Origin of the sequence: Phascolarctobacterium faecium DSM 14760, from assembly GCF_003269275.1 — a bacterium.
In the GTDB taxonomy this organism is placed as follows: Bacteria; Bacillota; Negativicutes; order Acidaminococcales; family Acidaminococcaceae; genus Phascolarctobacterium; species Phascolarctobacterium faecium.
In genome coordinates this window covers 20,401-33,645 of the sequence record NZ_QLTS01000003.1, presented here as the reverse complement: position 1 = coordinate 33,645, position 13,245 = coordinate 20,401, and the positions used below count along the sequence as shown (strand labels likewise).

General features: G+C 44.2%; 9 protein-coding genes. 6 read left to right on the top strand and 3 right to left on the bottom strand.

The window, feature by feature from the left end:
- Positions 1 to 70: 70 nt before the first annotated feature.
- On the top strand, positions 71 to 2,404 hold the full coding sequence (locus C8D73_RS05235) for an autotransporter outer membrane beta-barrel domain-containing protein (RefSeq protein WP_113077542.1): 2,334 nt from the start codon (positions 71 to 73) through the stop codon (positions 2,402 to 2,404).
- 60 nt (positions 2,405 to 2,464) lie between these two features.
- Here the strand turns inward: C8D73_RS05235 and C8D73_RS05230 are convergent, their stop codons facing one another.
- Both C8D73_RS05230 and purC read right to left on the bottom strand, forming a co-directional pair.
- Positions 2,465 to 2,827: an MmcQ/YjbR family DNA-binding protein gene (locus C8D73_RS05230; RefSeq protein ID WP_113077635.1), complete on the bottom strand. Its 363-nt coding sequence runs from the start codon at positions 2,825 to 2,827 to the stop codon at positions 2,465 to 2,467.
- Positions 2,828 to 2,926: 99 nt separating this feature from the next.
- Positions 2,927 to 3,631 carry a phosphoribosylaminoimidazolesuccinocarboxamide synthase gene (gene purC, locus C8D73_RS05225; protein WP_021718665.1) on the bottom strand — a complete coding sequence of 235 codons (705 nt, stop codon included), beginning with the start codon at positions 3,629 to 3,631 and terminating at the stop codon, positions 2,927 to 2,929.
- A gap of 371 nt (positions 3,632 to 4,002) precedes the next feature.
- Here purC and C8D73_RS05220 point away from each other — a divergent pair, with 371 nt between their 5' ends.
- The 5 genes from C8D73_RS05220 to C8D73_RS05200 all read left to right on the top strand — a co-directional run bounded on the left by C8D73_RS05220 (position 4,003) and on the right by C8D73_RS05200 (position 11,204).
- On the top strand, positions 4,003 to 6,090 hold the full coding sequence (locus C8D73_RS05220) for a glutamine synthetase III family protein (protein WP_113077541.1): 2,088 nt from the start codon (positions 4,003 to 4,005) through the stop codon (positions 6,088 to 6,090).
- A 105-nt stretch (positions 6,091 to 6,195) separates the two neighbouring features.
- The gene (locus C8D73_RS11425; protein ID WP_044492061.1) at positions 6,196 to 7,887 is read left to right on the top strand and encodes an ammonium transporter; all 1,692 of its coding nucleotides are present in this window, start codon (positions 6,196 to 6,198) and stop codon (positions 7,885 to 7,887) included.
- A gap of 206 nt (positions 7,888 to 8,093) precedes the next feature.
- A complete protein-coding gene (locus C8D73_RS05210; RefSeq protein ID WP_021718662.1) occupies positions 8,094 to 8,363 on the top strand; it encodes a hypothetical protein in 270 nt (89 codons plus the stop codon).
- 269 nt (positions 8,364 to 8,632) lie between these two features.
- Entirely contained in the window at positions 8,633 to 9,067 is a 435-nt protein-coding gene (locus C8D73_RS05205; protein ID WP_046430522.1) for a stalk domain-containing protein, read from the top strand.
- A 256-nt stretch (positions 9,068 to 9,323) separates the two neighbouring features.
- The gene (locus tag C8D73_RS05200; RefSeq protein WP_113077539.1) at positions 9,324 to 11,204 is read left to right on the top strand and encodes a sensor domain-containing diguanylate cyclase; all 1,881 of its coding nucleotides are present in this window, start codon (positions 9,324 to 9,326) and stop codon (positions 11,202 to 11,204) included.
- Positions 11,205 to 11,477: 273 nt separating this feature from the next.
- On the opposite strand, the gene C8D73_RS05195 is transcribed toward C8D73_RS05200, so the two are convergent.
- Positions 11,478 to 12,950: a GntR family transcriptional regulator gene (locus C8D73_RS05195; protein ID WP_113077538.1), complete on the bottom strand. Its 1,473-nt coding sequence runs from the start codon at positions 12,948 to 12,950 to the stop codon at positions 11,478 to 11,480.
- Positions 12,951 to 13,245: the final 295 nt, after the last annotated feature.

Below are 13,245 nucleotides of genomic sequence, written 5' to 3'. Positions count from 1 at the left end.
ATTTTAGGGTGTATGGACAGATAGTTACTCATTTTGCCTGTGTTGAAATTTATTGAAGAAGGTGTAGAAAATGTTGGGTAAAACTAAGAAAAATTTGGCACTAAAAATAACACTGGGATTAGTATTAGCTTTGCCGGTAGGAACAGCTTTAGCGGCGGATACAGCGACAATTGTTGATTACGATGCTCTTACTGTGAAGCCAAATGCGGAATTTATATACCACGGCGAGGGCGATAAGAAAGCAGATTTTACTGCTGCAGATATTAAACGCAGTGAAACGCAATGTGTATATGGAATTTTTGTTGGGGATAAAGCCGTTTTGAATGCGGCATCAGAAAATATAAACATATCGGTTACTAATACGGAAGGTGAAGCAAGAGCAGTATATGCGGGGGCTTTCACTGATAAAGATAAGCATGTTATAAATGGCGGGACATTAAACCTTGGTGATGATACAACTAAAAATGTCACGGTGAAGGTTGACGCGAAAAAAGATGCTCTGGGGCTGAATGCAATACGTTCAACGAACAACAGTGAGGTTGAACCGGGCATTATTAATGTCAAAGGTGAAAATGTAAGTATTGAAGCCAATTCGGCGGAAGGATTAGCTGTTGGTATTTGGGCACAAAATAATAAGACTGTAAATGATGGCAATCCGTCCACTGTGAAAATAGATGCTGATAACACATATATTAACGTAACTTCTGGTAATAAAGTGCCAACCGCAGGGGAATATAATAATATCGGCATTGTTAATTATAGCGGTGCTAAAGTAATTATTAACGGTAATTTAACAGTAGAGTCAGGAACTTTTTTGAGCACTCGCGGCGGTGCAACAACAGAGATCAATAAAGATGGCAAGGGCACAGTTAAAATCAACGGAGATATTAATTTTAACTATGACCAACCGACATCAGGAACATCGGTAGATGCAATTGTTGATTTAAATTTAACAACACAAGACTCTGTCTTTAACGGCAATATCTTTGTTAACGGTAATCCTTATCCGCCAGACGGGAAAAAAGAGGTTGGCGGCATGACCTTAGGACTTGCCAACGGTGCACAATGGAATACTGATGAGAACAGCTTTGTTAATAAACTAAATTTTAACGATGGTATTATTAATGTGAATGGCGGTGAGGGGCAGGAAGTTAAACTTGGTGACATTAATGGCAGTGGAGGCACTGTAAATATGTTAACGAGCTCCGATTTAAAAACCGCCAAATTATCAATTGGTACGATAGAATCTGATGCTGTAAATAAAATCGATCTCAAAGCCAAAGCGGTGGCCGGTCCTAAACTTACAATTAATTACACTGGTATCACCGCCGACGATCTTAACAATGTGGCTGATGATTTAGGGGGTTTAGCTAAAAATATTAGTGTTGCGGAAGGTACTAATACTGGTCTTACAGCTACGGCTAATGTAGCAGAAGGTTTGTTAAAGGGTTCGGTAAGCGCTGATCTGGATACTGCTGCCAGCGGCAGTACGGTCAAGGTTGACAGCGTCAAACAAAATAAGGAAAGTTCTACTATGACTTCTATGCGCAATATTGCCAGTGTTGCGATCGTTTCATGGCGGCAGGAGGACAGCACGCTGAGCCAGCGGTTAGGAGAATTGCGTAACAGCAAGGGAGACCAAGGCATTTGGGCACGTATGAGCCGCGGTGAATTTGAATACAGCGGCGCTTATAAAAATCAGTATAATTTCTTCCAATTGGGCTATGATAAAGCTTTTGGCAGCTGGCATTATGGTGCGGCAATAAGCCATAACGACGGAAAAACTACTTACGATAGCGGTAAAGGTGAAAACAAGAGCACCTCCCTGTCACTTTATGGAACCTGGCTGGGTGACAGAGGACATTATACTGATATTGTTTTAAAACAGGGTCGTTTATCCAACGAATACGATAATTATGCGGCAGCAGGGCATACTCATGGAGATTATGATGCTTGGGGAACTTCTTTGAGCGGTGAATATGGTATGAAGGTAGGCCTCGATAACGGCTGGTATGTAACGCCGCAGGCTCAGCTGACATTGATGCGTATCGGCGGTGAGGATTATACTACTAATAACGGTATCAAAGTCAACCAGGATACACTGGAGAGCTGCGTTGGACGAGTGGGCTTTGAAATGGGTAAAACTATCAGCGATAAAGGCAGCATTTATGCCAAAGCTTCATTGCTGCATGAATTTGCAGGTAATGCCGATACTTATCTGAACCTGAATAGTATCAGCAACAGCTACAGTCAGGATATTGGCGGCACCTGGTATGAAGCAGGCCTGGGCTTCAACTTCAAAACTACGGACAACAGTTATGTTTATGCTGATGTAGTTAAAACATTTGGCGATGATATTAAAACTCCTTGGCAGTGGAATGTGGGTGCTCGCTGGAGTTTCTAAGCAGTATTGAAATCTGAACAGAAGAGAAATAAAAAAGCACCGCCTGAAAGCGGTGCTTTTTTATTTCTCTGTTTTTCTCATGGGCTTCGCTTTTGGTATTTTGGGCGCGGTCAGTTCAAAGCTGTGGGCGATCATGGCAAATAATTCGCCTTTGGGTACACTGTTTACTTCGACGGTGTTCCAATGTTCTTTGTTCATATGCCAGGCCGGGTAAACGCCTTTGTAAGTACGGCGCAGAAATTCGGATCTGACAGGATCACATTTCAGATTTATGCAGAGCTTGCCTTGAAGATGCATAATACAGGCAAACCATTTACCACCGGATGGATGGCGCATAATAGTGAGATCGTTATCGGCAAAGGGATAATCTTCGACAGCATTAGGATAAGTAAGGCAATGAGCGATCAAGGTTTGTTTTTCCATGGCAGATACCTCGCTTTCGTCAGGCGGCATTAATTTTATCATAATTATATAACAAAAAAGCCGACCTCGCAGTCGGCTTTTTATTTTGTGATATGCTAATTATTTCCCTGTCAGTCTTTTGATTATTTCCTGATAGGCTTCTTCGACGCTGCCCATATCACGGCGGAAACGGTCTTTGTCGAGTTTTTCGTTAGTATCCCAGTCCCATAAGCGGCTGGTATCAGGTGTGATCTCGTCGGCGAGGATCACTTTTCCGTCTGCATCGACGCCAAATTCCATTTTGAAGTCGATCAGGCGCACTTTCCGTTCAGCCAGAAAGGCCTTTAAGATTTCGTTGATCTTCAGGGCGCAGGCTTTGATTTCTGCAACCTGTGCATCGGTTGCCAAGCCAAAAGCTTCGGCATAATCAGCGTTGATCATCGGATCGCCAAGATCGTCGTTTTTATAGTAAAATTCTACGATAGGGCGTTTCATAACATAGCCTTCTTCGACGCCCATTTTTTTGGCCAGGCTGCCGGCGGCGATGTTACGGGTAACTACTTCCATGGGGATGATACTGACTTTTTTACACAGCGCTTCACGATCGCTGAGCTTTTTGATCTGGTGATGGGGGATGCCGTGCTTGGCAAGCAGGTCAAAGAAAAAGCTGGTGATCGTATTATTCATAATGCCTTTATCTGCGATAGTGCCTTTTTTGAGGCCGTTCATGGCGGTAGCGTCATCTTTATAATAGATGATTACTTCATTGGGGTTCTCGGTTTCAAAAACTTTTTTGGCTTTGCCTTCATACAACATTTTTGCCATTGTCTGTAACCTGCTTTCTTTTAAATAAATTTATTAGTAGAGCCGGCGAATGTAAGGCACTCGTCGCCTGCTAAATCGCAAGTGTTGATATTGGTAGATGGATTTTTTACATTGTTAGTTTAGCTTGTTTGCTTTTCATTGTCAATGATTTTTCGGAACATTTAATATAAAAAATAGTAAAAAAAGGCGTTTTTATGCTAAAAATCCGAACATTAAAATAAAAACATGAAAAAATATTTGCTAAAACTCTTTACAAATCCTGAAAAGTGATTTATAATCATAGCATAAGCAACAGCGAAGTTGCGGGCCAAGGCCTGAGTTCGCCGTTGCTTTTTTTTATTCTGTTTAGTTTCAGTGAGGGGGAGAAAATTATGAGCAATGTACCGAAAATGTTTGGCAGCCTGGTATTTAATGAAACGGTTATGAAAGACCGTTTGCCAACGGCTACCTACAAGACTTTCAAAAACGCTGTCTTAAAAGGCGAAGCGCTGGATCTGCCGATTGCCAACATCATCGCCAATGCGATGAAAGACTGGGCGCTGGAACATGGCGCGACCCATTTTACCCATTGGTTCCAGCCGATGACCGGTATTACTGCCGAAAAGCATGAAAGCTTTATCGCTCCGACGGCAGACGGCCGCGTTATTATGGATTTCTCCGGGAAAGAACTGATCCAGGGCGAGCCTGATGCTTCCAGCTTTCCTTCGGGCGGTCTGCGCGCTACTTTTGAAGCCCGCGGCTACACTGCTTGGGACCCTACCTCTTATGCGTTTATCAAGGATGGCTGTTTATGCATCCCGACTGCGTTTTGCTCCTATACCGGCGAAGTATTGGATAAAAAAGCGCCGCTGCTGCGCTCGATGTGCTGTGTCGACCAGGCTGCCAGACGTATACTGGCGCTGTTCGGGCAGGCGACTGAGAAGGTTGTGACTACTGTCGGGCCGGAGCAGGAATATTTCCTCGTCGATAAGGAGATGTGGGAGCAGCGTAAGGATCTGGTATATACGGGGCGTACACTGTTCGGAGCCAAGGTTCCGAAAGGGCAGGAGATGGAAGACCATTATTTTGGCATCATCAAGCCGCGCGTCCTGGCTTTTATGAAGGAGCTGGATGAGGAGCTGTGGAAGCTGGGTGTGCTTGCTAAAACGGAGCATAACGAAGTTGCTCCGGCCCAGCATGAGCTGGCACCTATTTTTACTACTACTAATGTAGCTTCTGATCATAATCAGCTGACAATGGAATTTATGAAGCGCGTTGCCCTGCGTCACGGACTGGTATGCCTGCTGCACGAGAAACCCTTTGCTGGCGTTAATGGCAGCGGTAAGCATAATAACTGGTCTATTGCGACTACTGAAGGCGATAATTTACTGAATCCCGGTAAAGAACCACATAAAAATACCCGTTTCTTACTGTTTCTCGCAGCTATCATCAAAGCTGTTGATGAATATCAGGATCTGCTGCGCGTAAGTGTAGCCAGCGCCGGTAACGATCATCGTCTCGGCGCGAACGAAGCGCCTCCTGCGATAGTATCTGTTTTCCTGGGGACGGAGCTGACCAATATTCTGGAAGCTATCGAAAAAGGGAAGCAGTACAATCCTGACGCGGCGGCGTTATTGAAATTGAGCGGCGATGTTATCCCGGCACTGACCAAGGATAATACGGACAGAAACCGTACGTCTCCGTTCGCTTTCACCGGCAACAAGTTCGAGTTCAGAATGCTGGGCAGCGAGTTTTCTATCGCCGGCCCTAATATCGTTCTCAATACTATCGTTGCCGAAGCTTTGAATCAATTCGCAGACAAATTAGAAAAAGCAGCCGATAAAGATGCTGCCATGAAGAAATTGATCAAAGAAACCATCGTCAAGCATAAACGTATCGTGTTCAACGGTGACGGTTATACGGACGCATGGGTAGAAGAGGCCAAATCGAGGGGGCTTCTTAATCTTAAATCCACACCGGAAGCGCTGCCTTATATGGAAGCGGAAAAAAATATCGAATTGTTTGTTAAACACGGTATTTTTACAGCGACCGAGGTGCGTTCCCGGGTGGAGATCATGCTGGAAAAATATGCCAAAACGATCAATATCGAAGCCTTGACGATGCTGGATATGCTGTATAAGGATATCCTGCCGGCGGCAGCGGCTTATACTAATGACCTGCTGGGCAATGCTGCGGCTAAAAAGGACTTGGGGATCAAAAACTGCTTTGAAGCTGATCTGGCGGCGAAGATTTCCGAGTTGACCGCTAAAATGTATAACAGCGGTGAAAAGCTGGCCAAAGCGCTGAAAGGTGCTGAAAAATGCGTTGATATGAAAGCTGAGGCCAACTATTATCATGACACGGTTTTAAAAGAAATGGAGCTCCTGCGCAGCTATGCTGATGCTGCCGAAGAGCTGATCGGTGAAGACTATCTGCCGTATCCGACCTACGGCAAGCTGCTTTACGGCGTCAACAATTAAAGGACGCCCTGGGGAAGCTGACAACGCGAAGAAGCGTATCCGCTGAGGATACGCTTCTTTTTTATAAATAGAGCTAAAATGATTGGATGTGGGGGGACTATGATGATGGAAAAATACGCAGCAGCGGATACGATGTGGGTACTGATCGGCGCGTTTATGGTATTTTTTATGCAGCCGGGTTTTGCCATGGTCGAGACCGGTTTTACCAGAGCTAAAAATGCCGGCAATATCGTGATGAAAAATTTTATGGACCTGTGTCTGGGCAGTATCGTTTTTTGGATCATTGGCTTTGGCCTGATGTTTGGCACGGATATCGGCGGTTTGATCGGTGCGCCTGATTTTTTTGTGCAAAACGATTATGGGGCGTCTTATCCGTCCTGGGCCTTTTTTATCTTTCAAACTGTTTTCTGTGCTACGGCGGCGACTATTGTATCAGGTGCTATGGCCGAACGGACGAAGTTTTCTGTTTACTGTATCTACAGTATTTTGATCAGCGCGGTTATTTATCCGGTCTCGGGGCATTGGATCTGGGGCGGCGGCTGGCTCGGCGCCATGGGTTTTCATGATTTTGCCGGTTCTACGGCGGTCCATATGGTCGGTGGTGTAGCCGCGCTTGTCGGTGCCAAGATACTTGGTCCGCGTATTGGAAAATATAATGCTGACGGCAGTGTCAATGCCATACCGGGACACAGCCTGACGCTGGGCGCTTTGGGCGTATTCATTCTCTGGTTCGGCTGGTTTGGCTTTAACGGCGGCTCTACAGTTTGCGCGACCGGTGACGATGTCCTGACATCAATGGGCAGGATCTTTGTTACTACTAATATGGCCGCTGCCTCTGCCGCGACGGCAACGATGTTCCTGACCTGGCTGCGTTACGGCAAGCCTGATGTATCGATGACCTTGAACGGCGCGCTGGCAGGATTGGTCGCTATTACTGCTGGCTGTGACGCAGTCAGTGTTCCGGGAGCTTTTGTGATCGGTATCATTGCCGGGCTTGTGATCGTTTTTGCAGTAGAATTTTTTGACCAGATTGCCAGAATCGACGATCCTGTCGGCGCAATTTCGGTACATGGAGTCTGTGGTGCGCTGGGCACGCTGCTGGTTGGTGTTTTTGCAGTAGACGGCGGTCTGCTGTACGGCGGCGGCAGTGAGCTGCTGATCATTCAGGCGACAGGAGTTGCAGCGGTAGCGGCGTATATCGGTATCGTGATGACGCTGATTTTTCAAATCCTCGATAAAACTATCGGACTGCGGGTCAGCACGCGTGAGGAAATCGCCGGGCTGGATATGGAAGAGCATGGTCTGGCCAGCTCTTATGCCGATTTTATGCCGGCAGCAGAAGATTTCCATGGTGCTGTGACTGCTCAGGAAGCAGCAGAGGCTGGTGCTGCCGTTACTCACGTTACTGCCGCTCTGCCGTCAGCAGGCAGACCGAAAATGACGAAGATCGTGATCATTACTTCGCAGCTGCGTTTTGAGATCTTGAAGGAAGCTTTGGATAAACTTGGTATTACCGGTATGACGGTAACGAAGGTTTTGGGTTACGGGCTGCAGAAAGGCAATACCGAATATTACCGCGGTGCGGAAGTAAGCGTGCATCTGCTGCCCAAGGTCAAAGTAGAACTTGTTGTTTCGGCTATTCCTGTGGCTGCGGTGGTGGCCGCTGCGAAAAAAGTGCTTTATACCGGTAAGTATGGCGACGGTAAAATTTTTATCTATGATGTAGAGAACGTCGTTAAGATACGTACTGGCGAGGAAGGCTACGAAGCCCTGCAGGACGAGCCGATCGAGGCATAATAAATAAAGCTGACTGGCGGTACTGTCCTGATATGGCGGCAGTACCGCTTTTTAGTAATCATATTTTAGAAAATAATGCAACTAATAATTATTATTAAGATTTTTGACTGTCGCTGCTTTCTGTGATATAGTGATAATAACAACAAGCGATGCTGTCATTCATTGGCAGCGCGCCGTTGATCTTGAAAAGACAGGAGTTGAAAGTTATGTTGTATACCGCAGAAGACGCGATCCAGATTTATCATGCTAAATCATCGACTTTGGAATTTTTTGCGGCAAAAGTGCCGAAAGCTGCCTGGCAGGGTATCCGCAAAGAAGATATTGAGCCGGCTCAGGAATATTACAGTGACGATATTATTGTAGATTTTGATTTGCTGGACCGGGACGCTTATGAAGAAAAGGTCTGCGGCGGTGCTCATAGCGATCTGCCCGATGCGGCGTTTCCTGTTCTGGTGATCGTCAAGTCTTTGGATTAAAAAATTTTTATACTCAAAAATGACCTTTGCAGGTACTGCGCTTACAAAGGTCGTTTTTTTATTTACTTCTACTGTTTCAGGGGGGTTAAGGGCTTTAAAATGCGCCATTCAGACCTGTAAAAAAGGCGGAAAAAGTATTTTTGTAAGTAAACTGTAATTTTTTTCTAGTTGATATTTAAATATTGAAAACTTCACACAGATGAAAAAGTGTATATAATAAAAATCGTAAACAAAACCTGCTCAGCAGGAAAGGAAAGAGGTCAATGAAAATGAAAAAATCTGTAATCGTAGTGGTCTGCTTATTATTGGTAGGCATTTTTGGCTGGTCTATCGCTAAAGCCAACAGCGCCGATATCAAAGTCCATCTTGGTGCAGGAACCATCGTTATGGATCAACAAGAGCTGGTATTAACTCCTGATGAAGCCATCATGGTTCAAGAAGATACAGTATACCTGCCCCTGCGTCCGCTGATGGAAAAAATGGACTACCAGGTATTCTGGGATGCCGGTATGCAAAATGTTTCGATGGAAAAAGGTGATCAGACCTATTTTATGACTATTGGCAGCAACCAATATGTACGCAATGGCCAAACCATTACTTTGGACAACGCTCCGATTTTAGTAAATGGCAAGACTATGGTGCCGGTTACATTCTTTACCAACGTCATGAACAAAACTGTTGAAGTTTCCAACAGCCATGTTTAAGCCTTAACGGCAATTACATCTCATATATAGTTTCCTACAGGCAAAACACCGCTTTTACAGAAAGCGGTGTTTTGCTTTTTTTCAGCGGCAGTAAAAAACAGCGGCCGGGCTTAAAAAATAAAGATAAAAGTATTTATTTGCTAAAAGTAAAAATGCTATAATATAAAAAATAGGTTATAATTAATAGCGGATAACCTAATTGTTTTATTTTGTAGAATTCAGAGAGCGTTTGTAAAAAATAGAAAGAGGTAGCTTTATGTGGGGAAAACTGCATCGTGAGCTGATCGTCATAACTATAATCTCAGTTTTGATCCTGGCGGTTTCTTTTGCATTCAATTTCAGTGCCAGTCAAAAGGACATTCTGGAACGCCAGACTTACGATTATTTGCTGGACGCAGCCCATCATACCAAGGTTATTCTGCATACCGAGATCCAGCGGCAGAATGAATTACTGGATATCGTGCTGAGAAACGCTCCTCGATATGAAGGGCAGAAGGATAATTTGATCAATCTTTTGAGTACAGTTTCCAACACAGGGCATTTTTCGACTGTTGGACTTACTTATCGTGGTCAGAAAACCCTGATGAGCAATGGCGAGGAAATCAATATCCTGGATCAGGATTATTATAAAAGGGCCTTAGAGGGAGAAGAAGTTGTTGAAGGGCCGGTCGTTTTGCCGTCCAGCGGCAGAAAAGTAGTTATTCTGGCTAAGCCACTGTATAAGGATGAAGAGGTCATCGGCGTTGTCCATGAAGCCTATGATCTTGACAATGCGACGAAAACGCTGCTGGCGGTGCTGAATATGCAGCAGGACCGCATTACGATGATCGCAGATGAAAAGGGCGATGTGATTATGGGCATCGGCAATGGCAAGCAGGGAAATTTCTTTAAATTCCTGGAGCAGGAAGCCATTGGCTGCTCGATGACGGAGCAAGACCTGGAAAAAGCTATTGCCAATAAAGAAAGCGGCGCTTTCTATTATACTGATATCTTTGGCGAGACACAGTATGTAGTCTTTGCGCCTGTAGAAGTTAACGACTGGTACACCTTCCAGATCGTGTCGGGAACGAATCTTTTAGCAGACCAGCAGATGCTGAACAAGATCGCCCGGGATACGATGGGAAAATATTTCCTGCTCATTTGTCTGTGCTTTCTCGTTATCATCTATATCTGGCGGCAGATCGAAAAAGACCGTTTAAAACAGATCAACGCGGAGATCGAGGGCCTGAGGCTGACGGCTGGACTGATGGAAGGCTGCATGTTTGAATTTGATCTGAAAGCATGTAAATTTCTGATCGTTAAAAATACCGGTGAAGGTGCGGCCGGGCATAATACCGAAAAACAGATACTGGAAAAATTGGGCGGCTTTATTACTGATACTATTGCGGAAAAGAATAGCAGCAGTTTAAATAAGTATTTTCATGAGGAAGACAGCAGTGCCGTGCAGAAGGCTCTGACAGAATTGCAAAGGGCCGGCAGGACAGTTTTTCAGGGGCGCCTGCATACTTCTGATGGCGATTATCACTGGTATCGTTTTTATATGGCGGTGGTATTTGATGATAAGCGGCAGATCAAGCGTGTTTTAGGTAATGTTCTGGATATCAACGATACGCAGAATAAATTTGCACGGATGCAGCATAAGGCTGAGCGAGATCCTTTGACGGGTATTTATAACCGGGCTGTTTTTGAAAAATATGTCAATGAGGTTTTAGCTGACAGCTCGAAACGGCAGCATGCCTTTTTCCTGCTGGATATTGATGATTTTAAAAATGTTAACGACAGCAGGGGACATGCCTTCGGTGATACGGTGCTGTGTGAGCTTACTGCCAATCTTGAGCGCAGCTTCCGCAGTTCGGATCTGCTGGGCCGTATCGGCGGCGATGAATTTGCGGTGCTGATGTGTGATATCACCAGTATGGAAAATGCCCTGGTGAAAGCCGGGCAGATCTGCAGTCTGTACACTAAAGGCGCGGCAAAAGAAGGACTGAAGATATCCTGCAGTATCGGGATGGTGTTCTGTGAATCTGACGACGGCGCTGCTTTTGACGACCTGTATCAGAAAGCGGACAGCGCTTTGTATAAAGCCAAGGGAAAAGGCAAAAATGTTTTTGTCGTATTTGATGAAAATATGCTGTGAGAACAGCAGGGAATATTCCTGGAAAAATGTAAAAGCAGCTTCTCATCTTAATAATGGAGAAGCTGCTTTTTGATTTAAAAATAAATTTCTGAAAAACTATTTTGAAAAAAATGGGAATGTGCTATAATAACATAAATTAAAATATTGCGAATTTAAATATTGCAATATTTAAAATTTGTGAAGTCGATTTTCGGCAAGGTAGATTGCAACCCTCTCCACCTTGTTTGAAGATATTCCCCAAAAATAGACCTGCCCTAGGGCAGGTCTATTTTTTTATTTGATATTTAAATCTGGTATCTTGTAAGGTGTTGCAAGCTTTGCGGCTTCCTGCAGGCCATGCTGTATAATAAAATCACGGATCGTTTCAAGGATATAGGAAAAACAAATTGCCAGATAAGTGCTGAAACCTTCAATATCCCGTGCTTCCAGGTATAAATAAGCCTGCCATGTATATTTGCAAAGAGTATCCGTCGTTCCTGCAAGATTCTGGCGGTGAAAAGCCAGATAATAACCCCAGTGCAGCAGTTTATTGGTTTCCTGCAGTATCGCCCGCAGCGGCTGCAGCTCCGTAAGTTCGATCAGGGAATTGACTATTAAGGCCAGGGGTACTTTACCTGGCTGACCAAATTCTGACCGCCAGGCTTTCTGTGTCTGGGGATCGATCCTGCCGGCTGCAGCCACAGCGACAGGCTTGATAATAACTGACATTAGCTGCAAGGCGCTGAGATAGATCAGCGTATCTTTTTTGTAACGCTCGTTCTGCATACAATTAGCGGTGATGAAGGTAGGCGGCAGCCTGACAATAGTGCCCTTGGTATTGATGGTTTCTGCGAAGCCGATCTCGTTGAGCAGAGCCAGCGATTTGCGGATCGTGGAAATAGAGACTTTGTAGTTTCTGGCCAGTACAGCTTCATAAGGTAAAAGTGTACCGGGCTCATAGATGCTGGCGGCGATCTTATCGATCAGGTCACGGGCGATCTGGGTATAGTAATGGTCGCGTCCTTTTTCAGCGCTCCAGTTATAATCATAAACAGGTTCGGGAATCTCTGCCTGTTGGTATTTTTTGTATACTTTCCGGATATATTTGTTGACTGAAACAGAAAAGCTGAGATACATATCATTGAAACGCTTATTGACAAGCTGGTAATCATTACTCTGTAAAGCAGCCAGCAGCAGCCGGAAGGTTTCCGGATCATACTTAAACAGTATATTTTTAGGTGCCGCTAAAGTAACCTTAGAATAAGTTTTCAGACTGTTATACAGATCGTTATAGAGCAGATTGTTGGAGCTGCGCAGCAGTTCGTTCAGCAGAGCTGAAAAAGCGGCATCGAGCGCTGCAGTATCCTGACAGTTATTTTTTTTGAGCAGCTTCTGATAGGAGGGCAGCTTTTTGATATCGCAGTGTGCGGCAGAAAAATGAAAAATGGACGGTAAAATGAGCCCCATGGTTTGATAAACTTCTGTCAGCGACTCCTGACGCCGCAGCAGACCAACAGCATAGCTTTGAGAAGCACTGTTTTTTTCAGCCCGGTAAATGACACGTGCCGGTTTGCGTTCTGTCGTTTGGATCAGGCCTTCTGTTTTTAATCTGGCCAAAACATCTTTGACGGTGCGGATACCGACATTATAAATGGCTGCAAGCTGCGGCATGGAAGGCAGAGTATCGCCAGGTTTCAGATGGCCGCAGGTGATCTGGTCGTGTAAATTTTGATAAAGAAATTCAAATAGCGTATTTTTGCTTAACATCGCCAATATCCCTTCGAAAATATTACAAGTAAATTATAACATAAACATTTATAGTAAAACATATAGTAAATTTAGTTATTTGAAAAAACGATTAGATATAATTTAAAAATACTTTATTTTTATTAAAGAATGAAATAACAAATGTAAACGAATAAAAAATATAATTTTATTAATTAATACAAAACTACTTCTGCTAAAAATATGAAAAAGTTTAATATGTGATTAAAAACGGCTTGGAGCAACATTTTTATATAAGATATTGTGCTGGTTTTTAATAAATGCTATAATAAAAACA

Excerpts from the sequence above, each read along its gene's own strand:
- C8D73_RS05195 (WP_113077538.1), bottom strand. The coding sequence starts at position 12,950 with ATGTTAAGCAAAAATACGCTATTTGAATTTCTTTATCAAAATTTACAC.
- C8D73_RS05205 (WP_046430522.1), top strand. The coding sequence starts at position 8,633 with ATGAAAAAATCTGTAATCGTAGTGGTCTGCTTATTATTGGTAGGCATT.
- C8D73_RS05210 (WP_021718662.1), top strand. The coding sequence starts at position 8,094 with ATGTTGTATACCGCAGAAGACGCGATCCAGATTTATCATGCTAAATCA.
- purC (WP_021718665.1), bottom strand. The coding sequence starts at position 3,631 with ATGGCAAAAATGTTGTATGAAGGCAAAGCCAAAAAAGTTTTTGAAACC.
- C8D73_RS11425 (WP_044492061.1), top strand. The coding sequence starts at position 6,196 with ATGGAAAAATACGCAGCAGCGGATACGATGTGGGTACTGATCGGCGCG.
- C8D73_RS05200 (WP_113077539.1), top strand. The coding sequence starts at position 9,324 with ATGTGGGGAAAACTGCATCGTGAGCTGATCGTCATAACTATAATCTCA.
- C8D73_RS05220 (WP_113077541.1), top strand. The coding sequence starts at position 4,003 with ATGAGCAATGTACCGAAAATGTTTGGCAGCCTGGTATTTAATGAAACG.
- C8D73_RS05230 (WP_113077635.1), bottom strand. The coding sequence starts at position 2,827 with ATGGAAAAACAAACCTTGATCGCTCATTGCCTTACTTATCCTAATGCT.
- C8D73_RS05235 (WP_113077542.1), top strand. The coding sequence starts at position 71 with ATGTTGGGTAAAACTAAGAAAAATTTGGCACTAAAAATAACACTGGGA.